The organism is Streptomyces sp. B15, from assembly GCF_018070605.1.
Classification (GTDB): Bacteria; Actinomycetota; Actinomycetes; order Streptomycetales; family Streptomycetaceae; genus Streptomyces; species Streptomyces smyrnaeus.
This window is the reverse complement of sequence record NZ_JAGPXJ010000021.1, coordinates 61,860-87,370: the sequence shown is the minus strand read 5'-3', so window position 1 is coordinate 87,370 and position 25,511 is coordinate 61,860. Positions and strand designations below refer to the sequence as shown.

At 71.9% G+C, this 25,511-nt stretch carries 20 protein-coding genes and 1 pseudogene; 11 read left to right on the top strand and 10 right to left on the bottom strand.

From position 1 onward, the window contains the following. Positions 1-317 precede the first annotated feature (317 nt). On the top strand, positions 318-1,403 hold the full coding sequence (locus KBY19_RS12845) for an LLM class flavin-dependent oxidoreductase (protein ID WP_185019370.1): 1,086 nt from the start codon (positions 318-320) through the stop codon (positions 1,401-1,403). Beyond that, positions 1,400-2,041, top strand: coding sequence for an FMN reductase (locus KBY19_RS12840; protein ID WP_210965790.1), 642 nt, complete (start codon positions 1,400-1,402; stop codon positions 2,039-2,041). The genes KBY19_RS12845 and KBY19_RS12840 overlap by 4 nt, the downstream gene beginning before the upstream one ends. A gap of 133 nt (positions 2,042-2,174) precedes the next feature. Here the strand turns inward: KBY19_RS12840 and KBY19_RS12835 are convergent, their stop codons facing one another. Further along, the gene (locus KBY19_RS12835) at positions 2,175-4,592 is read right to left on the bottom strand and encodes an ABC transporter permease (RefSeq protein ID WP_210965789.1); all 2,418 of its coding nucleotides are present in this window, start codon (positions 4,590-4,592) and stop codon (positions 2,175-2,177) included. Then, positions 4,589-5,281: an ABC transporter ATP-binding protein gene (locus tag KBY19_RS12830; protein ID WP_210965788.1), complete on the bottom strand. Its 693-nt coding sequence runs from the start codon at positions 5,279-5,281 to the stop codon at positions 4,589-4,591. The genes KBY19_RS12835 and KBY19_RS12830 overlap by 4 nt, the downstream gene beginning before the upstream one ends. Before the next feature lie 220 nt (positions 5,282-5,501). Between KBY19_RS12830 and KBY19_RS37500 the strand changes: the two genes are divergently transcribed. Both KBY19_RS37500 and KBY19_RS12820 read left to right on the top strand, forming a co-directional pair. Further along, the gene (locus KBY19_RS37500; protein ID WP_099880197.1) at positions 5,502-6,800 is read left to right on the top strand and encodes a sensor histidine kinase; all 1,299 of its coding nucleotides are present in this window, start codon (positions 5,502-5,504) and stop codon (positions 6,798-6,800) included. Next, the gene (locus tag KBY19_RS12820; protein ID WP_185016712.1) at positions 6,797-7,480 is read left to right on the top strand and encodes a response regulator transcription factor; all 684 of its coding nucleotides are present in this window, start codon (positions 6,797-6,799) and stop codon (positions 7,478-7,480) included. Before KBY19_RS37500 ends, KBY19_RS12820 begins: the two co-directional genes overlap by 4 nt. Positions 7,481-7,550: 70 nt before the next feature. Here KBY19_RS12820 and KBY19_RS37775 read toward each other — a convergent pair whose 3' ends face one another. Together KBY19_RS37775 and KBY19_RS37770 are read right to left on the bottom strand one after the other, a co-directional pair. After that, on the bottom strand, positions 7,551-7,637 hold the full coding sequence (locus KBY19_RS37775) for a hypothetical protein (RefSeq protein ID WP_359088130.1): 87 nt from the start codon (positions 7,635-7,637) through the stop codon (positions 7,551-7,553). Positions 7,638-7,852: 215 nt separating this feature from the next. Continuing rightward, positions 7,853-7,990, bottom strand: a pseudogene (locus KBY19_RS37770) (hypothetical protein); the annotation flags it as partial. 335 nt (positions 7,991-8,325) lie between these two features. Here KBY19_RS37770 and KBY19_RS12810 point away from each other — a divergent pair. Continuing rightward, a complete protein-coding gene (locus tag KBY19_RS12810) occupies positions 8,326-8,808 on the top strand; it encodes a CAP domain-containing protein (RefSeq protein WP_099880202.1) in 483 nt (160 codons plus the stop codon). A gap of 125 nt (positions 8,809-8,933) precedes the next feature. On the opposite strand, the gene KBY19_RS12805 is transcribed toward KBY19_RS12810, so the two are convergent. After that, on the bottom strand, positions 8,934-10,148 hold the full coding sequence (locus KBY19_RS12805; RefSeq protein ID WP_099880205.1) for a S8 family peptidase: 1,215 nt from the start codon (positions 10,146-10,148) through the stop codon (positions 8,934-8,936). 119 nt (positions 10,149-10,267) lie between these two features. Beyond that, on the bottom strand, positions 10,268-11,329 hold the full coding sequence (locus KBY19_RS12800; RefSeq protein ID WP_099880207.1) for a LuxR C-terminal-related transcriptional regulator: 1,062 nt from the start codon (positions 11,327-11,329) through the stop codon (positions 10,268-10,270). 141 nt (positions 11,330-11,470) lie between these two features. Here KBY19_RS12800 and KBY19_RS12795 point away from each other — a divergent pair, with 141 nt between their 5' ends. The 3 genes from KBY19_RS12795 to KBY19_RS12785 all read left to right on the top strand — a co-directional run bounded on the left by KBY19_RS12795 (position 11,471) and on the right by KBY19_RS12785 (position 15,524). Continuing rightward, positions 11,471-11,959 carry a hypothetical protein gene (locus KBY19_RS12795; RefSeq protein WP_210965787.1) on the top strand — a complete coding sequence of 163 codons (489 nt, stop codon included), beginning with the start codon at positions 11,471-11,473 and terminating at the stop codon, positions 11,957-11,959. A gap of 116 nt (positions 11,960-12,075) precedes the next feature. Further along, positions 12,076-13,686: a multicopper oxidase family protein gene (locus KBY19_RS12790; RefSeq protein ID WP_210965786.1), complete on the top strand. Its 1,611-nt coding sequence runs from the start codon at positions 12,076-12,078 to the stop codon at positions 13,684-13,686. A gap of 86 nt (positions 13,687-13,772) precedes the next feature. After that, positions 13,773-15,524 carry an NAD+ synthase gene (locus KBY19_RS12785; protein WP_210965785.1) on the top strand — a complete coding sequence of 584 codons (1,752 nt, stop codon included), beginning with the start codon at positions 13,773-13,775 and terminating at the stop codon, positions 15,522-15,524. A gap of 185 nt (positions 15,525-15,709) precedes the next feature. On the opposite strand, the gene KBY19_RS12780 is transcribed toward KBY19_RS12785, so the two are convergent. Continuing rightward, positions 15,710-16,909 (bottom strand): MFS transporter, encoded by a 1,200-nt coding sequence (locus KBY19_RS12780; protein ID WP_099880216.1) that lies wholly within the window; start codon positions 16,907-16,909, stop codon positions 15,710-15,712. A 225-nt stretch (positions 16,910-17,134) separates the two neighbouring features. Continuing rightward, positions 17,135-18,187: an endonuclease/exonuclease/phosphatase family protein gene (locus KBY19_RS12775; RefSeq protein WP_210965784.1), complete on the bottom strand. Its 1,053-nt coding sequence runs from the start codon at positions 18,185-18,187 to the stop codon at positions 17,135-17,137. Positions 18,188-18,527: 340 nt separating this feature from the next. Here KBY19_RS12775 and panB point away from each other — a divergent pair, with 340 nt between their 5' ends. The 3 genes from panB (at position 18,528) to KBY19_RS12760 (ending at position 21,360) form a co-directional block, all read left to right on the top strand. Then, positions 18,528-19,355, top strand: coding sequence for a 3-methyl-2-oxobutanoate hydroxymethyltransferase (panB, locus tag KBY19_RS12770; protein ID WP_099880221.1), 828 nt, complete (start codon positions 18,528-18,530; stop codon positions 19,353-19,355). Positions 19,356-19,474: 119 nt separating this feature from the next. Then, a complete protein-coding gene (locus KBY19_RS12765) occupies positions 19,475-20,476 on the top strand; it encodes an ATP-binding cassette domain-containing protein (protein ID WP_210965783.1) in 1,002 nt (333 codons plus the stop codon). After that, on the top strand, positions 20,473-21,360 hold the full coding sequence (locus KBY19_RS12760; RefSeq protein WP_099880225.1) for an ABC transporter permease: 888 nt from the start codon (positions 20,473-20,475) through the stop codon (positions 21,358-21,360). Before KBY19_RS12765 ends, KBY19_RS12760 begins: the two co-directional genes overlap by 4 nt. Before the next feature lie 6 nt (positions 21,361-21,366). Here KBY19_RS12760 and KBY19_RS12755 read toward each other — a convergent pair whose 3' ends face one another. Both KBY19_RS12755 and KBY19_RS12750 read right to left on the bottom strand, forming a co-directional pair. Beyond that, the gene (locus tag KBY19_RS12755) at positions 21,367-24,786 is read right to left on the bottom strand and encodes a BTAD domain-containing putative transcriptional regulator (RefSeq protein WP_210965782.1); all 3,420 of its coding nucleotides are present in this window, start codon (positions 24,784-24,786) and stop codon (positions 21,367-21,369) included. A gap of 243 nt (positions 24,787-25,029) precedes the next feature. Then, positions 25,030-25,395 (bottom strand): hypothetical protein, encoded by a 366-nt coding sequence (locus tag KBY19_RS12750; RefSeq protein WP_221505958.1) that lies wholly within the window; start codon positions 25,393-25,395, stop codon positions 25,030-25,032. Positions 25,396-25,511: the final 116 nt, after the last annotated feature.

The following is a 25,511-nucleotide window of genomic DNA, read 5'->3' as shown; positions in this document are numbered from 1 at the left end:
AGGGGTTCGCTCGGGTCCCCCGGCGCACGGGGCCATATCAGCATTCCACCACAGGGTTTCCGCTGGATTGCGCGGCCCGATCCGATCGTTTCACAGCGGGCGACAGCGAGCACCGCCTCACACCTGCGCGCACACCGTGTGACGCCAAGGTCACATATGGAGTCGTCCGCGGGCAAAGCCGCGGGGCCGGGTGCGGGCGGTGGAATTTCCGGGAACCCTCGCGCATTGAGAGGGGCGACAGGTAGTTCAATGGTCAACTACTTCGACCGAGCGCACCACCGAGGACGGCGAGCATCATGACGGCCACGGCCACCCCCATCCAGTTCGGGATCTTCACCGTCGGCGACGTGACACCCGACCCCACCACGGGACGTACGCCGACCGAGCACGAGCGGATCAAGGCGATGCTGACCATCGCCCTGAAGGCGGAGGAGGTGGGACTCGACGTCTTCGCCACCGGCGAGCACCACAACCCACCGTTCGTACCGTCCTCGCCGACGACCATGCTCGGCTACCTCGCGGCCCGGACCGAGCGGCTGATCCTCTCCACCTCCACCACCCTGATCACCACCAACGACCCGGTGAAGATCGCCGAGGACTTCGCGATGCTCCAGCACATCGCGGACGGCCGCGTCGATGTGATGATGGGCCGCGGCAACACCGGCCCGGTCTACCCCTGGTTCGGCCAGGACATCCGGCAGGGCATCCCGCTGGCGATCGAGAACTACGCGCTGCTGCGCAAGCTGTGGACCGAGGACGTCGTCGACTGGCAGGGCCGCTTCCGCACCCCCCTCCAGGGCTTCACCTCCACCCCCCGCCCGCTGGACGGCGTACCCCCGTTCGTCTGGCACGGGTCGATCCGCAGCCCGGAGATCGCCGAACAGGCCGCGTACTACGGCGACGGCTTCTTCGCCAACAACATCTTCTGGCCCAAGGACCACTTCAAGCAGCTGATCAATCTCTACCGCGACCGCTTCGAGCACTACGGTCACGGCACCCGCGAGCAGGCCCTCGTCGGCCTGGGCGGTCAGGTCTTCATGCGGCGCAGGTCCCAGGACGCGGTCGCGGAGTTCCGCCCCTACTTCGACAACGCCCCCGTCTACGGGCACGGACCCAGCCTGGAGGAGTTCACCGACCAGACCCCGCTGACCGTCGGCAGCCCCCAGGAAGTCATCGACAAGACGCTGACCTTCCGCGAGTCCTTCGGCGACTACCAGCGCCAGCTCTTCCTCATGGACCACGCCGGCCTGCCGCTCAAGACCGTGCTGGAGCAGCTGGACATGCTGGGCGAAGAGGTCGTACCGGTACTGCGCAAGGAAATGGCCGCCCGGCGCCCCGCCGGGACGGCCGACGCCCCCACCCACGCCGCACGGGTCGCACAACACGAGGGAGCCGCCGTATGACATCCGCCGACAGCACCCGTCCGGTGCGGCTGACCGTCGTCTCGGCCGGACTGAGCGAACCGTCGTCCACCCGGCTGCTGGCCGACCGGCTCGCCGAGGCGACACGGGTCGCGCTCCGCGAGGAGGGCGTCGAGGCCGAGGCCGGGGTCGTCGAACTCCGGGAAGTGGCCACCCAGATCGCCCACAACTTCGTCACCGGCTTCGCGGACGCGCGGCTGCGCGAGGCGATCGAGCAGGTGACGGGGGCGGACGGACTGATCGCCGTCACCCCGGTCTTCTCCGCCTCCTACAGCGGACTGTTCAAGTCGTTCTTCGACGTACTGGACAGGGACGCCCTGGCGGGCAAGCCCGTGCTGCTGGGCGCCACCGGTGGCACTCCGCGCCACTCGCTCGTCCTGGAGCACGCCATGCGGCCGCTGTTCGCCTACCTGCGCGCGGTGGCGGCACCGACCGCCGTCTACGCGGCCACCGACGACTGGGCCGCCCGGGATGACGACTTCTCCCGCCGGATCGCCCGCGCGGGCGGCGAGCTGGCCGGCCTGGTCGCCCCGCACGCCGCGGCGGGCACCTCCCCCACCGCGGAACCGGACGTGGTGCCCTTCGAGCAGCAACTCGCCGCGCTCCGCGTGGAGGAGTGACCGGGCGCCCTGTGCCCCGGCGCCACCAGCGCCGGGGCACCCGCGTCACCGCCCGGAGTGCGTCACCTCACCCCGCGTCACCTCCCCCGCTGACCTGGCGGATGCGCCCCGGCAGGTCGCGCTCCGCCGGACGCTACTCGGTGCGCAGCGCCGTGGCCGTACGCGCCCTGGCCGCCCAGCCGGCCGGGACCAGCGCGCCCAGCACCGCGATCACCAACCCGCCCAGCCCCAGCAGGAGCAGCTCAACGGGCGCGTACACATCGAGGACCGGCGACGGCAGACTGGTACCTACGGCGCGCCCCATCACCGGCATGACGAGGCTGTGCAGCGCGTACCCCGCCGGCACACCGATCAGCCCGCCGAGCACGCCGATGACGGTCACCGAGGCGAGCACAAGGCTCATGGTCTGCCGGGGCGAAAAGCCGATCGCCTTGCAGACGCCCAGGTCGTGGATGCGTTCCCGGGTGTCGAGGACGACGGAGTTGAGCACGCCGAGACCGGCCACGGACACCAGCATGGCGGTCAGCAGCACCGCCGTCGCGGACATGATGAGGACGACGCCTTCCTGCCCCGAGGGAGCGTCGGTCGTGGCGTCGCCGCCCAGCGGCTGGACGACCGCGGCGATCTTCTGGGCGTACTCGTCGGCGGAGAAGCCGGAGTCCACCGCGACGAGGAAGGTACTGGGCTCGGCCGACGCGAAGTCGGCCAGGTCCGCGTGGATCTCCAACTCGCTGCCCGAGGTGTCGAAGGACTCGCCCACGATGCGCAGGTTCGCGGTCTCCTTCTCGTAGGCCACCCGCACCGTGTCACCGATCTTGGTGCTGGTCCTTTCCAGGAAGCGCGTGGGCACCACGACCTGCCCTCTGCCGGTGAGCCAGTGCCCGGAGATCATCGCGTAGCTGCCGGAGCGCACATCGCCGTCGTAGAGGCCGGCCCGGACCGAGCCGGAGATCCCGGCCACGGCGACCTCGGCCCGAGTCTTGCCGTAGTACGACCTGGTGCCCGCCTGCGACTCGATGGCCGACCGCACCTTCGCCGGGTCGGCAGCCTCGAGTGCGGACGTGCTCGCCCCGCTGCCGCCTGCCGGGGACGGGCTTGCCACGCCGCCTCCCGCAGGAGGAGGCGGAGGGGGAGCGACGTTGTCCGGCTTGGTGGTCGTGACCGTGACCGCGGCCCGGCTCTCGGGGTCCTGCGAGGCGCCGATCTCGGTCAGGGACGAGGTCAGCCCCACCGCGAAGGTCGCAGCGGCCGTACCGGACGCCACCGCGAGCAGCATCGCGAGGGCACGGACCGGATGGGTGAACGGGGTGGCGAGACCGTAGGTCACCGGTCGCGGCAGTGGCAGCAGCCCGACCGCCCGGTGCGCCCACCGGCCGCGTCCCGTGCGCGGCGACCGGCCGACCGCGATGGCCTCGACGGTAGGCAGTCTTCCGGCCCGCAGTGCGGGGACCAGCGCGGCGAGCCCCACGATGACCAGCGCCGCGGCCGGCACCGCGACATCCACCCACCAGGCCACCGAAAGCGAGACGGTGCCGTACACCGCCTCGGTGTCCGAGAGCAGCGGCACCGCCAGGAGGTTGCCCAGGACGACCCCCAGGGCGATGCCGGCACCGGCCGGAATCAGCGCCTGGGCCACGTAGGCGCGTACGACCTCGCGTGGGGTGAAGCCGATGGCCTTGAGAATGCCGATTCTGCGCAGGCCGGTACCGACCGCCCCACTGACCACACTGCTGACGATGATCACCGACATCACGATGCCGAGTACGCCGAAAGCCGTCACGAACGGGACGGTCGCCGCCGCACCCTGCTCAGCGGCGCGCTTGGTGTCCAGCCAGGACTGGGTGCCCAGCAGCGCCCCGGACCCCACGGCGGCGGTGAGCTTCTTCCGGTCGGCGAGGATCTGCGCCTTCGTGCTCGCGGAGTCGAAGCGGTAGAGCATCTGGCTCGTGACCCGGCCGGCCTCCGACGCCAGCGCCTCGACCTGCGTGGGGGTCGTCCAGGCGTCTGCGGTCCTGCCGGCCGACACGGCGAAGCCGACGATCGTCAGGTCGGGGGCCTTCTTGGCGGCCGAAGCCTTCAAGGTGGCGCCGATTTCGACGGCGGGCCCCTCGAACGACGCGTCGAGCACGATCTCGCCCGGCTTCTGCGCCCACCGGCCGGACCTCAGATCCACCCGGTCCACGTCACCGTCCGGACCGGACCGCCCCACCAGGGTCAGCGTCGGCATTTCGAAGCCCGAGCGATCCACCGGGCGGAACGGCGTGGACGGGTACGGTCCCGCGCTCGCTGTGACGCCGGCCAGCTTCCCGGTCTCCGTCAGCCGAGCCGCACTCACCTTGGCCGGATCGAACTCGGCGGTGAGGTGCGCGCCCTGCTGCTTCTCGAAAGCGTGGTCGAAGGGCGCGGCCGCGGCGACCATCAGCGACCCGGCGACCACGGCCGAGGCCACGGCCATCATCGTGGCCACGGCGATCACCACGGTCTGCACCCGCCGCCGGCCCACCCCGGAACGTACGACCCTGCCCAGCGCGCCGGTACCGAACAGGCTCATCGGACGACCTGCGCACAGGAGTCGAGGGCGATGTGACCGTCGACCAGGTGGATCGTGCGGCTCGCGCATGCCTCCGCCAGCGACAGGTCGTGCGTCACCAGCACGATGGTCTGTCCGGCGCGGTGCAGATCCATCAGCAGATGACGGACGTCGTTCCCCGAGGCGGTGTCGAGCGCACCGGTGGGCTCGTCGGCGAGCAGCAGCGCGGGCCGGTTGACCAGGGCCCGGGCGACCGCGACCCGTTGGCGCTCCCCTCCCGAGAGCCGGCCCGGGTAGGCGCGGGCGTGCTTTTGAATGCCCAGCATCTCCATGAGCTCACCCGCGCGGGCTGCGGCCTTGCGCCGACCGGTCCCGGTCAGCTGGGCGGGCAGCTGGATGTTGTCGGCGACGGTGAGGTCGTCGAGAAGATTGAAGAACTGGAAGGCCATGCCGATGTGCTCGCGACGGAACATGGCAAGGGCGTGCTCGCTCAGCTGGTCGATCCTTCGCCCGGCCACGATCACGGCGCCGTCGGTCGGCTTGTCCAGGCCGGCGACGAGGTTCAGCAGCGTGGACTTGCCGCTGCCGGAAGGGCCCGTCACGGCAAGGGCCTCACCCTTGGCGACGCTGAGCGTCAGCGGTCCGAGCGCCGGTGCGCCGGCGCTGTCGAAGCGCTTCGCCGCACCCTCCAGTTCGATCACTTGTCGCATACGAGTTGTCCGTCCTTGCGGTCGCGAGAGGCATATGCCGATGCCGGTCCTGCGAACCTAGGAGTGCCGCGTGCGGGACGCGTCGGCCGCGGAACCGACATCAGGCCCTTCCCGCGGAGGATTCGGCCGCGGTGTCATCCCTGAGGAGTAGGCCCCTTGGGCAATGCCCCGGCCGGACAGGCGGACGCGGGCCGGGCCAGGAGCGCAGCACAATGCACGGGTGGAGACGGAAGTCCGGCGCAGCCGACAACAGCAGCTCATCGACGCGCTCCGCCCGGAGGCGAAGGCCACCCCGCTGTCCCGGCGAGCGGTGCGCGCCGATGTGGTGCTGGCGGTCGTACTGACCGTCATCGCCCTGGTCGTGGCGGTGCGCTACCCCGGCGACGGGCCGGTGCGCACCAACCCCCCTGCGGTGGACCTCGGGACCGGGGTCCCGGCCCCGCCCCCGCCGCCCGGCCCTGGCCAGGCGCCCGTGGCGGAAGAACCCTCCTCCGTGCCCTGGGCCCTGGTCGTCCTCTCGACGCTGCCGCTGGCAGCCCGGCGCCGGTACCCGCTGACCCTGTTCGTCGTGGTGCTGGGCGCGGCGCTGGCCATCGGCAGCTCCGCCTCCTGGATCACCGTCCTGGCCTGTGTCATCGGCGCCTACAGCGCCGTTGTGCACAGCCGTTACCGAATAGCGGCGATCGCGGTCCTGGTGGTCGCCGCCGCACTGTCCGGCTTCGCTTTCCGCAACGCGGAACCCGTGCTCCCCGGCTGGTCGAGTCCGGGATTCGTGCTCCTGGTGGCCGGGATGCTGGCCAGCCTCGTCCGCTTTCTGCAACTACGGCTGGCCTCCAGCCGGGACCGGGTGGCCCAACTGCAGGCCGCCCAGGAGGAGGCCACGCGCCGCGCCGTCGAGGAGGAGCGTGCCCGCATCGCCGCCGAACTGCACGACGTCGTGACCCACAATGTGAGCGTGATGGTGATCCAGGCGGGCGCGGCCCGCAAAGTGATCGACATGGCGCCCGAGCAGTCGAAGGAGGCGATGCTGGCCGTCGAGGCGGGCGGTCGGGCCGCCATGGCCGAACTCCGCCATGTGATGGGCCTGCTGGCCGCCCCGGACCACGAGGGGTCCGACGGCCTGGAGCCCCAACCCGGGCTCGCGCAGCTCGACGCGCTCGTCGCACGAGTACGCGCCGCAGGGACACCCGTGGGCGTCGTGGTGTCGCTGCCGGCGGACCCGCTGCCACCGGGGGTGGACCTCGCGGTGTATCGCGTCGTACAGGAGGCGCTGACCAACACGATCAAACATGCGCACGGCGCGCAGGCGTCCGTCGCCATCGGCTACACCGACGACTGTCTGGAGATCGAGGTCAGGGACACCGGCGGCGCCGGGGATTCCCCGCCGGTGCGCAGCAACGGCCGCGGCCATCTGGGGCTGCGCGAGCGGTTGGCCGTCTACGAGGGCGAACTGACGGCCGGACCGACGCCGACCGGCGGCTACCGGGTGACGGCCCGCATCCCACGGAGTGCGATATGACTGCGGACCGGCCGCCGCTGCGCGCCGTCATCGCCGACGATCAGGCCCTCGTACGCACCGGATTCACGATGATCCTGGCCGCGGACGGTATCGAAGTGACGGCCGAGGCCGCCGACGGGGCCGAGGCTGTCGCTGCGGTCCGCCGTACACGGCCCGACGTCGTCCTCATGGACATCCGGATGCCGGAGATGGACGGCATCGAGGCCACCAGGCGCATCATCGGCGACGCCGGCGCGGCCGGAACGCGGGTCGTCATCCTCACCACCTACGACCTCGACCACTACGTCTACGCCGCGCTCACCGCCGGTGCCAGCGGCTTCCTGCTCAAGGACGTCACCCCCGAACATCTGGTATCCGCCGTACGCCTGGTGCAGACCGGCGACGCTCTCCTCGCGCCCACGATCACTCGTCGGCTGATCGAGCGCTTCGCCCCTCACGACGAACCGCGGACCGTCGCCCCGCACCGCGATCTGTCCGGCCTGACCCCGCGCGAGCTCGAAGTGCTCCGCCTGCTCGCGACGGGCCTCAGCAACGCCGAACTCGCCTCCCGGCTGTTCCTCAGCCCGACCACGGTCAAGAGCCACGTCGGTCGCATCCTGTCGAAACTGGACCTGCGCGACCGCGTCCAGGCCGTCGTCTTCGCCTACGAAGCGGGGCTGGTGCGGCCGGGCCGCGCATGAGGGTTGCACGGCCCGGCGCCCACCGGCGGTGGGAATTGACCCACGGTCTGCCGAAGCAGGCCTCCTGGGCTCAGCGCTCCTGGCCCCGCGCGGGGAGCCAGACGCGCATGGCGGAGGGTGCGCGCTCCGCCCACTGGTGGTAGGGGACGAGTCCCAGCTGAACGGTCCGCGCCGCCTCCGGCGTCCTCGGGGCGGGTGCCGGTCCGTACGGCCGGCCAGGTGAAGCGCGGACGCGTGGGCAGGTGGAGCCCGGATCTCCTCGCCGGGCACGGGTTCACGGTCCACGACGACCCCTCCCGGCGCTGCGGGGTGGCGGTGGCCGCCCTCGTCGAGCACCGCGCCGTCGGCCCAGGCGGGGACGCGCAGGCGCAGTGCCATCGGGCCCTCGGGCGCCCGCAGTACGCGTACGGTCACCAGGCCGTCGTACGGGTAGGCGGTGTCGATCTCGACCTCGACGGTGCGCCCGTCCCCCAGTTCGGCGCTGATCCGTCCGCCGGCGTACTGCAGCACGGTCAGCTCCCGCTCCCCCGCGGTGGCGAGGTAGCTGTGCCAGGTGGCCAGGGCGCGGGCGACATTGGTGGGGCAGCACGACACGTCGAACCACGCGGTCGGAGCTCCCGTCGTGCGGCGGTGATGTGGACGTCATCCCTGCCGAACGCAACATGAGGTGGGACAGATGGGGCGTCATTGCTCCGCGCAACGCCTTTCACCGACGAGCCGGCCGCGGGTGGGGCGTGCCGCGCGCGACTCGTAGCACCGCACTCCGAAGAAATGAAGAGATTCTCCGTAAATAACCACTAAAGTGACATGCGGCCCTCGGAGCTGACGAGAATTGAGAAGGACTTATGGGGTTCGTGTTCAGCCGGATCGTCGGGCGCGGCGGCGCGGCCGCCGGGCTCGCGCTGGCACTGGTGACCGCCACAGGGTGGGAGGCCGGCGCCGCGCCCTCACGCGCCGATGTGCTGGCGCTCGTCAACGCCGAGCGGGCGCGGGCGGGCTGCCCCGTGGTGGCCGAGAACGCCGCGCTGCGGCGGGCCGCACAGCGGCACAGCACACGGATGGCACGGGCGCGCGTCCTCTCCCACACCCGGCCCGAGAACGCGGGCCCCGGACGACGCGTGACCCGGGAGGGTTACCGGTTCCGGCGCGTGGGAGAGAATCTCGCCCGGGGCCAGTGGCACGCCGCCGATGTGGTGCGGGCGTGGATGCGCAGCCCGAAGCACCGCGCCTCATTGACCAACTGCGCCTTCCGGGACGCCGGTGTGGGGGTGAGCCGCGCTCGCGGGGGCCCCTGGTGGACGCTGCTGCTCGCCACCAGGAGCAGATAGCACCGCCGGCGTAGGCGCACACGACCGCGGCCCGGTGTGTGGGGCACCGGGCCGCGGAAGGTGGGGGGTTGCTCGGGTGGTTCGTTCGTCACCCGGCGGCGTTCAGGCCGCTTCGACCAGGACCGTCACTCGACGACGTTCAGCAGCAGGTTGGGCGAGCCCTGGCCGGGGCTGCCGACGACATCCTTGGAGGCGCCGTCCGTCAGGGCCTTGGAGACGGCCTCCGGAGTGGCGTCCTTGTGGCCCGAGAGGTAGACCGCCGCGGCGCCCGCGACGTGCGGGGAGGCCATGGAGGTGCCGGAGATGGTGTCGGTGGCGTCGTCACCGGTGTTCCAGGCGCCGGTGATGTCGACGCCGGGCGCGTACAGGTCGAGCACGTCGCCGTAGTTGGAGAAGGTGGCCTGGGCGTCCTTGTTGTCGGTGGCGCCGACGGTGAGGGCTTCCTTCACCCGGGCCGGCGAGCTGTTCCCGGCGTCCGTCCCCTCGTTGCCCGCGGCCACCGCGAAGGTGACGCCCGCCTTGATGGAGTTCTGCACCGCCTTGTCCAGCGCCTCGTCGGCGCCGCCGCCCAGCGACATGTTGGCGACCGAGGGGGCCTTGGCGTTCTTGGTGACCCAGTCGATGCCCGCGACGACCTGCTCGGTGGTGCCCGAACCCTGGTCGTCCAGGACGCGGACGGCGACCACGTCGGCCTTCTTGGCGACGCCGTGCGCCTCACCCGCGACCGTGCTGGCGACGTGTGTGCCGTGGCCGTTGCCGTCCGAGGCGTCCTCGTCGCCGTCGACCGCGTCGAAGCCGCTCTTGGCGCGGTCGCCGAAGTCCTTGTGCGTGGTGCGGACACCGGTGTCGATGATGTACGCGGTGACGCCCTCACCCGCGCTGTCCGGGTAGGTGTACTTCTTGTCCAGCTTCAGCTCGGGGGTGTCGATGCGGTCCAGGCCCCAGGAGGGCGGGTCGGCCTGCTCACCGGTGATCGAGTGCTTCTGGTTCGCGTAGACCTTGTCGACCGCCGGGTCGGCGGCCAGTTCCTTGGCCTCGCTCGCGGACATCTTCGCCGAGTAGCCGTTGAGAGCCTTGGTGAAGGTCTTGCGCACCTTTCCGCCGTGGTCGGCGATGACCGACCGGCCCTTGGCGGAGGCCGACTTGGTGCTCACGGCCGACTTCTTCATCGTGACGATGTAGCTGCCCTTGACGGCCTTCGCGGAGCCCGCCCCGACGACGGTGCCCTGTGCGGGCGCCTCGGGAGTCGCGTTCGCGGGGAGCGCCGTGACGGTACCGATGGCCGCCGCGGCCACTGCCGCGGATATGCCGAGAGCAACTTTCTTACGCGTCACTGCCATGGCGAGGGTTCCTCCTCGTGTGGGGGGATGCGCATGTGGGGTGCGCGATCGGCACGCTAAGCGCACTGTCACGAGCAGGACAAGAGGGCGGCTGTGACGCGGGTAGACGGTCAATTGCCTTACGTGCTGCCATTCTTGGCAGTTCGGACGGGGACCTCCGGCGGTGCCTGCGGGAGCCAGCCGAGGCTCGCCGCGCGCATACCGAGCTGGAACCTCGTCGTCGCTCCGAGGCGCTCCATCAGCCCGTGCAGCCGCCGCTGGAAGGTGCGGTAGCTGATACCGAGCTGCCGGGCCATCACCTGGTCGGTCATACCGGTCATCAGCAGCGCCAGCAGCTTGGCCTCCTGCGGGCTCGGCCCGTCGGGCGCACCAGGGCGGCGGCCCGAGAGATAGTCCGAGATCGGCAGCGCTCTGCCCCACAGCACCTCGAAGAACTCGCACAGCACCTCCAGCAGCCCGGAGGGGTGTACGACGACACTGCTGGCCAGCTCGTTCGGTGCGGCGCGCAGCGGGATCAGCGCGATGCGGTCGTCCGCGATCAGCATCTTCGTCGGGGTGTCCGCCATCACCCGGGCGTCCTCGCCCAGTTCGGCCGCGGCGCCGATGTCCGTGTCGAACCGCTGGGAGGTGGTGAGCCCGTCCGTGTCGTAGATCACCCGGTACCGGATCCCCCGCCGCATCATCTGCGCCTGCACCGGCATCATGCCGGTCTTGGGGTCGAGGCGGTCCGGGTCGCTGTTGGCGTAGGGCGGCCGGTCGATGCCCCGTATCTCGGCGTGCGCGCTGCGCTGGAGTTGGTCGACCTGGCGGATGACCGCCGCCCGACCCGTGACGATCTCCACCAGTTCCAGGGGGTCGCGGCCCGCCGTGTGCGCCCGGAACCGGGCCGCCAGATGCTGGATGTGCCGGCGGGTGCGGTGGATCTCCTCCTCGCGGGCGAGCAGCAGCGACTCGAAGGCGATCTCCGGGGCCACCGGCAGATACCGCTCGGCGCCCCTGCCGCCCCGGTCCGCGGCGAAGCGGCCCACCAGATTGAGCTTCTCCAGGGAGGCGAGCGCGGCGCGGACGCGGGCGGCGCTCACCCCGGCGGCGGCCCGCAGCTCGCCCACGGTCACGGCACCGTCCACCAGCGCCTCGTAGACCTGCTGCTGGACGGGGTCGAGATCAAGAGCCTCCAACATGCTGCGCATCCTGTGCGCGGTGGCGAGTTCACGTCAATGACCGAACACCGCCAGCGGCCCGTCAAATACCCAAGAACCCTGCGGAATCCGGCCCCGGACACCGGTGCATACCCCCGGCGGGCATCCGGTTAGGCTGCAGCCATGCTGACCGGCGAGCGCGCACCCGACGCCCGCACCGTGTGGTGCGGGCGCGTACTGCTGCTCGCCGCGCTGCTGTTCGGGCTCGTCACCATGCACACGCTCGGACACGTCGCGCCCGAAGAGGGAATGCGGGAGACACCGGCCGTCGCCGAGCACCTCTCCGCCGCACCGGCACCGGATCCGGCACCAACTCCGGCACCGGACCCGGGTCCGGGTCCGGCCCATCATCAGGCGGTGCCGGAGCAGCAGCCGGCCCCGGAGCACGGCGACGGACATGGGACGGGAACCGACCCGCTCTCCCTCTGTCTGGCCGTCCTGGGCATCTGGACCGCCGCCGCGCTGCTGGGGGCGGTCGCGGCACTGGTGGCGCGCGGACGCGGCAGCGGTCCGCTGCGGCCGTACCGCTGCCGCGCAGTGCCCGCCCTGTGGCCACTGCCACCGCGAAGAACAGCGACGAGACTCGCCCAGTTGTCGATCCTGCGGATGTGAGGGGGCCTCACGCCCTCTTCAAGGGACGGCCCTTTGCACAAAGGGCGCGCCCTGATTCCCGGCTGCCGTCGGCAGTCCGTGATGTCCGTACTCGATCGACAACACGTGAGGCACCCATGCGTTCTCTTCCCACGCGCCGAGCCGTACTCGGTACCGGCGCGGCCCTCGTCGGCGGCGGCTACCTTGCCGCGTGCACCAGCGGCGGCAGCCGCGACGGCGGCGAGGGCAACCCCGACGGCTATGTCGAGCCGGACGGGCCCGAGGTACGCGCCGCCGAGGCCGAGCGCCCTCAGGGCCGTACCGAGGAGGTGCGGCTCACCGCGACCCGCACCCGGCTCGAACTGGGCCCCGGCACCACCGTGGCCACCTGGGCGTACGGCGACCGGGTGCCCGGCAGGACGGTCCGCGTCACCGCGGGTGGCACCCTGGCGCTCACCCTCGCCAACCACCTGTCCGCGGCGACCTCGCTGCACTGGCACGGACTCGCGCTCCGCAACGACATGGACGGGGTACCGGCGCTCACCCAGCGGGAGATCAAGCCGGGCGCGGACTTCACCTACCGTTTCGCGGTCCCCCACCCGGGCACGTACTGGTTCCATCCGCACTCCGGCGTCCAGCAGGACCGCGGGCTGTACGCCCCGCTGATCGTGGAGGACCCCCGGGAGCCGCTGCGGTACGACAAGGAGTGGGTGGTCGTCCTCGACGACTGGGTGGACGGGGTGGACGGCTCCACCCCGGACAGCGTGCTGGCCGAGCTGCGCCGCGGCATGGACCACGGCGGCTCGGACCACGGCGGCTCGGACAAGGACGGCGGAGACGAAGGCGGTGACGGAGGCAAGGACGGCGGCGGCCACGGCATGCACGGGATGGGCGGCCGGTCCGAGCCCACGCCCTCCGGTCCGTCCCGGATGATGATGGGCGCCACCAGCGAGGTGCTGGGCGGCGACGCGGGCGATGTGAAGTACCCGCACTACCTGGTCAACGGGCGCACCGCGGCCGACCCGGAGAGCTTCCGGGCCCGGCCGGGCGACCGCATCCGTATCCGGTTCATCAACGCGGGCGGCGACACCGCCTTCCGGGTCGCGCTCGGCGGCCACCGGATGACCGTCACCCACACCGACGGTTTCCCCGTGGAGCACACCACCACCGACGCGCTGCTGCTGGGCATGGGAGAGCGCTACGACGTGCTGGTCACCGCGGAGGACGGGGTCTTCCCGCTCACGGCGCTGGCCGAGGGCAAGAAGGCGACGGGCCGCGCGCTGCTGCGTACCGCCCCGGGCGACGCGCCCTCTCCCTCGGCCCGTCCGAAGGAGCTGGAGGGCACGCCGCTGACCGCCCGGAAGCTCAAGGCGGCGGACTCGGCCCGTCTCGCGGCGGGGAAACCGGACCGTACGGTCACGTTGCGGCTGACCGGCTCCATGGCGAAGTACGACTGGGGGCTCAACGGCAAGCAGTACGACCCGCGGCAGCGGCATCCCGTCACAGCGGGTGAGCGGGTACGGCTGCGGTTCGTGAACACGACGGACATGTGGCACCCGATGCATCTGCACGGCCACACCTTCGCCCTGCCGGACGGCGGCCCCCGCAAGGACACGGCGATCGTGCTGCCGGGGAAGACGTTGGAGGTGGACTTCGACGCCGACAACCCGGGGCTGTGGATGGTCCACTGCCACAACGTCTACCACGGTGAGGCGGGGATGATGACGGTACTCGGCTACCGTAAGTAGCCGACTGCGCGGGCGAGGCACCGGGGCAGGGAACTCCGACCGCCTCGCCCGCCCATAGCGTCAGCCCGACGATTACACTCGGCCCCGTGGCTCAACTACGTCTCGCGCTGAATCAGATCGACTCCACCGTCGGCGACCTGGAGGGCAACGCCGCCTCCGTCCTGCGGTGGACCCGGCACTCCGTCGAGCAGGGCGCCCATCTGGTCGCGTTCCCGGAGATGATGCTGACCGGCTACCCGGTCGAGGACCTGGCGCTGCGCCGGTCGTTCGTCGAGGCGAGCCGCACCGCCGTGCGGGACCTCGCGCGGCGGCTGGCCGACGAGGGGCTGGGCGAGGTGCCGGTCGTCGTCGGCTATCTCGACCGCTGCGCCCAGGCCCAGCCCCGCTACGGCCAGCCCGCCGGCGCCCCGCAGAACGCGGCGGCGGTGCTGCACCGCGGGGAGATCGTGCTGACCTTCGCCAAGCACCACCTGCCGAACTACGGCGTCTTCGACGAGTTCCGCTACTTCGTGCCGGGCGACACCATGCCCGTCGTCCGGGTACGCGGGGTCGATGTCGCGCTCGCCATCTGCGAGGACCTGTGGCAGGAGGGCGGCCGGGTCCCGGCGGCGCGCAGCGTGGGGGCCGGGCTGCTGCTGTCGATCAACGCCTCGCCCTACGAGCGGGACAAGGACGACACCCGGCTGGAGCTGGTGCGCAAGCGCGCGCAGGAGGCCGGGTGCACGACCGCCTATCTGGCTCAGATCGGCGGCCAGGACGAGCTGGTCTTCGACGGCGACTCGATCGTCGTCGACGCGGACGGGCGGGTACTGGCGCGCGCGCCCCAGTTCGAGGAGCGGTGCGTCGTCCTCGATCTGGAGCTGCCCGCGGCGGCGGCCACCCCGCCCTCGGGCACGGTGGACGACGGCCTGGGCGTGGAACACCGCGTCCTGAGCGCCGAGCCGCTGCCCGCCTACGCGCCGGCGGCCACCGGTGGCGAGGCGCCGCGCATGGCGGACGACGAGGAGATCTACACCGCGCTGGTCGTCGGGCTGCGCGCGTACGCGGTCAAGAACGGCTTCCGCTCGGTGCTGATCGGGCTGTCCGGCGGTATCGACTCGGCACTGACGGCCGCGATCGCCTGCGACGCGGTCGGCTCCGAGAACGTGTACGGCGTCTCGATGCCCTCGCGCTACTCCTCCGAGCACTCCAAGGAGGACGCGGCCGAGCTGGCCGAACGCACCGGGCTCAACTTCCGCACCGTGGAGATCGAGCCGATGTTCGCCGCGTACATGGGCTCACTGGGTCTGACCGGGCTCGCCGAGGAGAACCTCCAGGCCCGGCTGCGCGGCACGCTGCTGATGGCCCTCTCCAACCAGGAGGGCCACATCGTGCTGGCCCCGGGCAACAAGTCCGAGCTGGCGGTGGGCTACTCGACGCTCTACGGCGATGCGGTGGGGGCCTACGGCCCGATCAAGGACGTCTACAAGACGAACGTCTTCCGCCTCGCCACCTGGCGCAACGGCGCCGCCCAGGAGCGCGGCCACACCCCGCCCATCCCCGAGCGCTCCATCACCAAGCCGCCCAGCGCCGAGCTGGCCCCCGGCCAGGTGGACACCGACTCGCTGCCCGACTACGACGTCCTCGACCGCATCCTGAAGCGGTACGTGGACGGCGACCAGGGTGCGGCGGCCATCGTGGAGGCGGGCTTCGACGCGGAGACCGTGGTCCGGGTGCTGCGGATGACGGACCGCGCCGAGTACAAGCGCCGCCAGTACCCGCCGGGCACCAAGATCTCGCCCAAGGGTTTCGGCAAGGACCGCCGTCTGCCGATCACCAACCGGTGGCGGGAGGGCTGACGGGCCCACCCGGGTCTGCCCGCCGGGGGTGCCCGCACCCACCGCGCGCGAGCGGGCGGAAGGTCGGCCCCGGAAGCCGGTCCGGGGCCGGCACAGTCCACCTGGGCCTGCCCACCGCATACTGCGGGCAGTGCGGGCAGGCCCGAGCGGGCGCGGGCGTCGCACTGCGGCCCGGCAGCCGGCCGCTAGCGGCCCGAGTGGGCCTCCACCGGAACGTCGTGGGCGCGGGCCACCACGCGCGAGTCGCCACGGTCCAGCACGCCCGCCGTGACGGCGATGGCGAGCCCGACCAGCGCGAGGGCGGCACCGACCAGGGTGGGGGACGTCCACCCCCAGCCGGCGGCGATGACGACTCCGCCGAGCCATGCCCCGCCCGCGTTGGCGAGGTTGAACGCCGAGTGGTTGGAGGCCGAGGCGATGGTCGGCGCGTGCGAGGCGGCCCGCATCACCAGCATCTGGACCGGGGTGGTGATCAGGAAGCCGACAGCCCCCAGCAGTCCCACCAGCACCAGTGCCGCCCACTTCACGGGTGCCACGAAGTGGAAGGCGACCATCAGCGCTGCCATCAGACCCAGCGCCGCGTACAGGGTGCGCCGGGGGGCGCGGTCGGTCAGCGGCCCGGCGACCAGGGTGCCCAGCGTCATGCCGATGCCGAAGAGGGCGAGCACCCAGGTCACCGAGGTCTCGGCGAGCCCGGTGACCTGGGTCATCATCGAGGCGAGATAGCTGTAGACGGCGAAGACGCCGCCGAAGCCGAAGACGGCGGTCAGCAGCCCGAGGACGACCTGGCGGTTGCCCAGGGCACGCAGCTCGTGACGTACGCCGCCCTGGTGCTCCAGCGGCATCCGGGGCACGAGCAGCGCGAGGGCCGACATGGCGACCAGACCGATGAGCGTGACGACCACGAAGGTGGCGCGCCAGCCGAGCTGCTGGCCCAGCGCCGTGCCACCGGGGACGCCGACGATGTTGGCGACGGTCAGTCCCAGGAACATGGTGGCCACGGCACGCGCCGCCCGGCCCTCCCGGACGAGCCGGGCGGCGACCACGGCGCCGACGCCGAAGAACGCGCCGTGCGGCAGCCCCGCCAGCACCCGGCCGGCCAGCAGCGTGCCGAATCCGGGGGCAAGGGCGGAGGCGAGGTTGCCGAGGGTGAACAGCGCCATCAACAGCAGCAGCATCAGCTTGCGCGGGACGCGAGCCCCCACGGCGGTCAGCAGCGGGGCCCCGAGGACGACACCGAGGGCGTACGCGGAGACCAGGTACCCCGCGGTCGGAACGGACGTGCCCAGATCGTCGGCGACGTTCGGCAGCAGGCCCATCATCACGAACTCGGTGGTGCCGATACCGAAGGCGCCCACGGCGAGTGCGAGCAGAGCCAGTGGCATGCGAAGTGAACCTTTCGCGCGTAAGAAAGCGTGACGGAGTGCGTTGTCGAGCGCCCGGGAGCGGGCGCTCGGGGAAGGTGGTGGGCCGACGCGGCGCAGGAGCGGCGGCAGCGGCCGGACGGGGCGACACTGCCCCTATGTTTTGCTCTGCAACAAAGTCTCGCAGCCAGATGTTCCAGGGCGCAAAACGAGGCGTTACGGGCCGCCGAATCCCGGTCGTCCGGCTCAGTCCGCCAGGTCGATCTTCGCGGCGACCGGCAGATGGTCGCTGGCCGTCGCCGGGAGCGTCCAGGCGGAGACCGGGTCGGCGCCCTTGACCATGATCTGGTCGATCCGCGCCATGGGGAACGAGGCCGGCCAGCTGAAGCCGAAGCCGTCCCCCGCCGCACCCTGTGCGGAGCGCATCTGGGAGGTGATGGGCGCGAGCGCGCGGTCGTTCATGGTGCCGTTGAGGTCGCCGAGCAGGATGACGTTGTCCGCCGGGTCGCGGGCGATGGCCTCGCCGAGGGCCCGGGCACTGCCGTCCCGCTGTCCGGCGGTGAAACCGGAGCGGAACTGCACCCGTACCGAGGGCAGATGCGCGGCGTAGACGGCGACATCGCCCTCGGGCGTGCGCACCGTGGCGCGCATGGCGCGCGGCCAGCCCATCTTGATGTCGACGGCCCTCGTCTCGCTCATCGGGTACTTGCTCCAGATGCCGACCGTGCCGGTGAGCTTGTGATACCGGTGCGTCTTGTCGAGGGCCGCCCGGTAGGCGGCGGCCTTCGCCGGGGAGACCTCCTCCAGTGCGATCACCTCGGCACCTGATGCGACCAGCGCCTCGGCGGTCCCCCGGGGATCGGCATTGCCCGCGTTGACGTTGTGGGTGACAACGGTGAGGTCACCGGCGCCGCTGCCGGTCTTGTCGTTGAACGGACCGCCGAACAGGTTCACCCACATCAACGTCGGCAGCAGCAGCGCGACCAGCGCCGTGGCGGAGCGGCGCAGCACGGCGCCGACCAGCAGGACGACGATCAGCAGCCCGCCCCACGGCAGGAACGTCTCCCACAGCGAGCCGAGGTTGCCGACGGCGTTGGGGACCTCGGCGTGCAGGAAGAAGGCCAGCCCGAGCAGCAGGGCGGCCACCGCGAGGACCACCCCGCGCCGCCATTTCCCCGGCCCCGACCACCCGGGGAAACCGCCTCGGAAACGGTCGCCGGACCAGCGGGACCAAAAGCCCCGCCGCCCGTCGCCGCCGTCCTCGCGGTGCGTGGCCTCCGACGTGTACACGCGCGTCATCCGCCGTCCTCACTTGCCTGTGCTGGTGCCCGATGAACGATAGGCGATGCCGTTTTCCAGGCAGTTGAACCCTTCGCTGCAACTGCCGCTTTCGCCCTGAAGTCCGATGTGGAGTCCGAGAAGAGGACGAGAGGCGGCAGCGCACGGGTTCCAGCAGGTCGGGGCTGGATCGCGACTGTGACACAACCCGCACACGACAGCAGTCACCGGCCCGCCGCGCCGGACCGGTCCTGGGCGCCGTAGCCGGTCCCCTACCGGGCGGCGGAGGGGCGTGCCAGCATGGACAGCGGATCCGGAGACGCCGTAGGGGCGCTTCGAGACGACAACAGGAGTCAATGCCATGCCGCAGACGCTCTACGGGGGGACCCGTAATCGCCGTGTGACCGTGCGCGACCTCGCACTCGCCAAGGAGCGGGGCGAGAAGTGGCCCATGCTCACCGCCTACGACGCGATGACCGCCTCCGTCTTCGACGAGGCCGGTATCCCCGTCATGCTCGTCGGCGACTCGATGGGCAACTGCCACCTCGGCTACGAGACGACCGTGCCGGTCACCATGGACGAGGTGACCATGCTGACCGCCGCCGTGGTGCGGGGCACCAGCCGCGCCCTGATCGTCGCCGACCTGCCGTTCGGCTCGTACCAGGAAGGGGAGATCCAGGCGCTGCGCAGCGCCACCCGGCTCATCAAGGAAGCCGGCGCCCAGGCCGTCAAGCTCGAAGGCGGCGAGCGTTCCGCCGACCAGATCGGGCTGCTGGTGCGCTCCGGCATCCCGGTGATGGCGCACATCGGGCTGACCCCGCAGTCCGTCCACGCCATGGGCTACCGGGTGCAGGGCCGCGGCGAGGAGGCGGCACACCAGCTGATGCGCGACGCCAAGGCGGTCCAGGACGCGGGGGCCTTCGCCGTGGTGATGGAGATGGTCCCCGGACCGGTCGCCGCCGAGGTCACCCGGGCACTGCACGTGCCCACGGTCGGTATCGGCGCCGGAAGCGACTGCGACGCCCAGGTGCTGGTGTGGACCGACATGGCGGGCCTGACCCCCGGCAAGCTGCCGCGTTTCGTGAAGCAGTACGGCCAACTGCGTACGGCTCTGGGAGAGGCGGCGCGCGCCTTCGCCGAGGACGTCACCGCGGGCGCCTTCCCGGCACCGGAGCACTCCTTCGAGTAGCCCCGAGTACTCCTCGGGGTGAGTGACGCGACGGCCCACCGATCCAGCCCGGCTCGGCTGTCGGTGGGCTGTCGGTCGGCTGTCGGTCGTTTGTCAGTGGCGACTGTCATATTGGCGGCATGACGCGAGAGAAGACGACGAACGCGGTCGAGGTCCGCGGACTGGTCAAGCACTTCGGGGAGACGAAGGCCGTCGACGGCATCGACCTCGATGTGCGCGAGGGCACCGTGATGGGAGTGCTGGGCCCCAACGGCGCGGGCAAGACGACGCTCGTCCGGATGCTCTCCACGCTCCTGCAGCCCGACGGCGGCACGGCGAAGGTCGCCGGGTTCGACGTGGTGCGCCAGCCGCGCGAGCTCCGCCGCACGATCGGGCTGACCGGCCAGTACGCCTCGGTGGACGAGAAGCTGGCGGGCTGGGAGAACCTCTACATGATCGGGCGGCTGCTCGACCTGTCCCGCACCGACGCCCGCAAGCGCGCCGACGAACTGCTGGAGCGGTTCTCCCTCACCGAGGCGGCCCGGCGCCCCGTGATGAAGTACAGCGGCGGGATGCGCCGCAGGCTCGACCTGGCGGCCTCCATGATCGGGCGCCCGAAGGTGCTGTATCTGGACGAGCCCACCACGGGTCTCGACCCGCGCACCCGCAACGAGGTGTGGGACGAGGTCAAGAACATCGTGGCGGACGGCAACACCGTGCTGCTCACCACCCAGTACATGGAGGAGGCCGAGCAGCTCGCCGGCGAGCTGACCGTCATCGACCGCGGCCGGATCATCGCCGAGGGCCGGGTGCCCGAGCTGAAGGCGAAGGTCGGCGGTCGGACGCTGGAGATCCGCCCGGCCGACCCGGGGGAGCTGACCCGGATGGTCGGCGCCATCGCCCAGGCGGGGCTGGACGGAGTGGCCGGTGCCGCCGCCGACGAGGAGTCGGGCATCGTCAGCGTCCCCATCGTCAGTGACGAGCAGCTGACGGCCGTGGTCGCGCTGCTGGGGGAACGCGGCTTCGCGATCGCCGACATCGCCACCCACCTGCCCAGCCTGGACGAGGTGTTCCTGGCCCTCACCGGCCAGAAGGCCACCCACCAGGACGACGAGAACGAGCACGAGGAGGTCGCGGCGTGAGTACCGCCACCGTCAAAGCGCCCGGGTCCGAGAAGGCCCCGTCCGGCTCAGGGCCGGGGACGAGTCCCGCGCCCGGCAAGCCCGGCACGGCAGAGGGCCGCATCGGACTGCGGGCCAACCTGCGGCACATCGGCGCGCTCGTCCGCCGCAACGCCCTGCAGATCAAGCAGGACCCCGAGTCGATGATGGACGCACTGCTGATGCCCATCATCTTCACACTGCTGTTCGTCTACGTCTTCGGTGGCGCCATCGGAGGGGACGGCGGCAGCGGCAGCCGGGACCAGTACATCCAGTATCTGATCCCCGGCATGATGGGCATGATGGGCATGTCCATCGCGATGGCCGTCGGCACGGGCATCAACGAGGACTTCCGCAAGGGTGTGATGGACCGCTTCCGGGCCATGCCGATCGCCCGTTCCTCGGTGCTCATAGCCAAGTCTGTCGTCGAGATCGGCCGCATGCTGGTCGCCGTGACCGTGCTGCTGACGGTCGGCTTCCTGGTCGGCTTCGAGATCGACGGGCACTGGCTGGGCATGCTGGCCGCCATCGGGCTGACCGCGCTGTTCGGCGCCTCGCTGCTGTGGATCTTCATTCTGCTGGGGCTGACGATGAACACGGCGCAGGCCGTGCAGGGCGTCTCGTTCCTGGTGCTGATGCCGCTGCAGTTCGGCTCGTCGGTCTTCGTGCCGACCGGCACCATGCCCGGCTGGCTGAAGGCGTTCACGGACGTCAACCCGCTCACCCATCTCGCGGACGCCGCCCGCGGGCTGATGCTCGGTCAGGGCGAGGTGGCCAACCCGGTGATGTGGACGGTGATCTGGTCGGTCGGGCTGACGCTGCTGACCGCGCCGATCGCCATCGCGAAGTTCCGCAAGAAGACCTGACCCCGGTCAGGTGCCACACACCAGGGCGACGGCTTCCTCGACGGAGAGGCCGTTGCCCGAGGCGTGCGCACGCGCATACGCCTCCTCGGACAGCACTTCCCGCACAGCCGCCTCGGCGGCCTCCCGCGACTCGCGCTCGACGGGGTGCGGGAAGTGCCCTTCCGGCAGCTTCGACAATCCGTCGTAGGCGCCCACCAGCCGTCCGGCCTCCATACCGCGCCCGAGCATGGCCAGGGCCCGTGCCGCGGTCAGCAGCTGGCTGAGCGTCAGGTGCGGGGCGACGGCCTCCGCCATCACATCGCGGGTCTTGAGGATGGATCCCCGGAGCTTGGCCAGCGCCTCCTCGGGCCGGTCGTCGGCGACATGGGTCCAGGCCGCGATGCCCGCGATCATCCCCGCGAACAGCTGCGGCACCCGGGCGGCGAAATCCTCCTCCAGCGGTGCCAGCAGCTCCCTCGCCCGCCGGGGCTGTCCCTGCCGGGTGAGATGGACGGCGTACTGCACGGCGGCGAAGTTGGGGCCGTCCCCTCCGATGTGGTCGGCTTCCTCCATCGCCTCCCGCATCAACCACTCGCCCTCGGCCGCGAGTTCGGGGCTGTCGAGCTCCACCAGCACCGAGCCGAGCCGCGACTTGAGCTGGGGCACCTGGCTGTGGGCGCCGAGCTGCTCGGCGCGTGCGATGGCCAGCCGGCAGTCCTCGGCGGCGCGGGCGAACTCCCCGCGCGCCGTGAGCGCCTCGGCGCGGCTCGACAGCGCCTCCGCCTCCCCCCAGGCGTCCCCGATCCTGCGGAAGATCTCCAGGCTCTCCGCTGCGTCCGCCTCCGACTGCTCCCAGGTGGCGGGATGGTCGCTGGTCAGCTTGGACTGCAGCTGCAGGGCGAAGGCCAGCTCCCATTCGAGGCCCAGCTCGCGACAGCCGGCCACGAAAGCGCCGGACAGCTCGGCGAGCTTCCCGTAGTCGCCGGTCATCATCCACGCGAAGAACCACATACAGCCGGGGATCCGGCACACCTGCGGCATCCCCGGGGTGTAGGCCCGGGTGATGTTGCGCAGTTCGGCCTGCCGTTCGGGGCTCTCCAGCTTGTCGACGCCCTCCTCGGCGTCGGTCAGCACCATCAGCCGCACCCCGCGCCGGGCCTCCCACAGCTGCTCCTCGCTCATCGGCGGCGGAGTGGCGGTGCACGGCTCGTACAGCGGCGGCGCCGGGCGCAGCGGCGAGGCGAAGGGGTCGGGGCCGAGGTCGAGGGCGGCCTCGCTCCAGTGGCGCGAGTCGGCGCGGTGGCCGCGCAGCTGCCAGAACCAGGTCATCGACAGGATCAGGCACAGCGCCTCGTGCTCGTCGCGCGCGGCGATGGCCCGGCGCAGCGCGGTACGGATGTTGTCGTGCTCGCGCTCCAGCCGGTCCAGCCACTCCACCTGCTGGGGCCCGCGCAGCAGCGGGTCGGCGGTGCGGGCCAGTTCGCGGTAGACGATCAGATGGCGGCGCTCGGCGTGCTCCCGCTCGCCGGGCACCGCGTCCAGCTTCTCGGCGGCGTATTCGGCGACGGTCTCCAGCAGCCGGTAGCGCATACCCGCCGCGCCCTCCCCGGGCACGGCCACCACCAGCGACTTGTCGACAAGGGAACTCAGCAGCGCGGCAGCGTCCCCGGCGTCCCCGTCCGGCCCCTCGACGAGATCGGCGCACACCTCCTCCGCCTGCTCCAGCTCGCAGCCGCCCGTGAAGACCGCCAGCCGCCGCAACACGGCACGCTCCGCCTCATCCAGCAGCTCCCAGGACCAGTCGACCACCGCGCGCAGCGTCTGCTGGCGGGGCAGCACCGTACGGTTGCCGCTGGTCAGCAGCCGGAACCGGTGGTCGAGACGGCGGGCGAGCTGGCCGGGGGTGAGGGAGCGCAGCCGGGCCGCCGCCAACTCGATCGCCAGCGGCAGCCCGTCGAGCCGACGGCAGATCTCCGCACAGGCCTCCGGATCGTCCTCGACGCGGAACCCGGGACGTGCCGAGGCGCCCCGTTCGGCGAGCAGCCGGAGCGCCACCGGGTCGGGCAGCGGCTCGACGGGGCGTACGAACTCGCCCGGTACGCCGAGGGGTTCGCGGCTGGTCGTCAGGACGGTGACGCCGGGGCACTCCACCAGCAGCGTCTCCACCACCCGCGCCGCCGCGTCCAGGAGGTGTTCGCAGTTGTCCAGCACCAGCAGCATCCGGCGGGCCGCGCAGCGCTCGGCGAGCTGGGCGAGCGGGTCGCCGACGGTGGGGTCGGTCGCCGCCCGCAGCCCCTCGGCGGTGGTGCCGGACAGCACCGTCTCACGGCCGCCGAGCGCGGTGAGCACGGCCTCGGCCGTCGCACCCTGATCGTGCGGGTCGCGCACGGCGGCGAGTTCGGTCACCCACACGCCGTCCGCCCACTCCTCGCTCCGCCCGGTGTGCGCCCGGGCGGCCGCCTCCAGCGACAGCCGCGTCTTGCCCGCTCCGCCGGGCCCGGTGAGCGTCACCAGCCGCGCCGAACCGAGCTCCTGGCACAGCGCCTCGATCTCCCCCTCGCGCCCCACGAACGAGGTCAGCCGGGCGCGGAGATTGCCCACGGCCCGCCGGGGCGCGGTCCGCTGCGCGGAGGGGCCGGCGGGTACGGCGGACTCGGCGGGTACGGCCGGCGCAGCGGACTCGGCGGGTGCAGCGGGTTCGGCGGGTTCGGCGGCCAGCAGTTCGGCGTGCAGGGCGCGCAGTTCGGCGCCGACCCCGGCGCCGAGCCGGTCGGCGAGGCGGGTTCTGACCGTCTCGTACGCGGCCAGCGCCTCGGCGGTGCGGCCCGCGTCGCGCAGGGCACGCAGCAGCAGCGCCTGGAGCGGCTCGTGCAGCGGGTGTTCGGCGGCCAGCTGACGCACCGTGGGCAGTACGGCATCCGCCCGGCCCAGCGCGAGTGCCGCCTCGGCCCGGTGGCGGCGCGCGGCCAGTGCGCGGTCGGCGGCGCGGACCCCCGCGGCCCCTCCCCCGTCGGGCAGGTCGGCCAGCGCGGGGCCGCGCCACAGCGCGAGGGCGTCGTCGAGCAGGTCGGCGGCCTTGGCGGGGTCGCCGCCCGCGAGGGCGTCCGCGCCCTCGGAGGCCAGCCGCTCGAAGCGGTACAGGTCGATGTCGTCGCGCGCGGTCACCAGTCGGTAGCCGCCCTCGACGGAGTCGACCGCCTCCCGCCCCAGCGATCTCCGCAGCCGCCCGACGAGCGCCTGGAGCGCCGCCGTCTCGTCGGCGGGCGGGTCCTCGTGCTCCGACCAGACGGCGGCCACGAGCTCGCCGGTGTGCACGGCGCGGCCTCCCGCGAGGGCGAACGCGGTCAGCAGGGCGCGCAGCCTCGCTCCGCCGATCGGCACGGTGGTGCCGTCCTCACGGAGGGCCTGCGTGGTGCCCAGAACGCGGTAGAGGTAACGCACCCCCACATACTGCCACCGGCCCGGGACCGTTCGGTCCCGGGCCGGTGACGGCTCCCGCCTGCCGGGCGCGGTTGCCCGGGCCCGGCAGGCGGTCGTTCTTCCTGAGGTGCCCAGGGCCGGAAGCCTGAAGAGCAGGTAGTCCCGCACAGCGGCGGGCTGCCGATCACAGCCGGACAAGTGCTGGCGCTGCCTCAGCGCAGCAGCGACCGGGGAGGCCCCCGCCCGTTGTCGGGCGGCCGAGTACGGAGATCAGGCGCGGCGGCACTCCTTGCCACGGACCCACTTGGGGGTGTTGGCGTAACCGGAGCTGCCGTGGTGGTTCCAGCAGACGACCTTGTGGTGCCCCCAGCGGGTCTGGATGGTGAACTTGCCACGGATGGTGCCATGACGCGGCGCGTTGATGGCCTTGCACCCGTGGCTGCCGACTGCGGCGTGCTGGTGGTGGCTACGGTCCCACTCCAGCTTGTTGCAGACGTAGCCGCGCTTGTGGTGGTGGCCGCCGCCCGGGCCGTCACCGGCGACCGCCGCCACCGGGGCCATGCCCACCATGGCGGTCGCCATCGCTGCCACCACCGTCAGGGCCCGTGCGCGGCGGGTTGTTGCCGACTTCCTCATGCTGCTGTCCTTTCGCTTTCCCTGTCTGTTCCGCCCCGATCGGCGGGACTTCGGGGGATGTGCAATCGCACACGAGCAGCACAGCAGGCGCATCGGCTCCGGGCACAGATGATTGA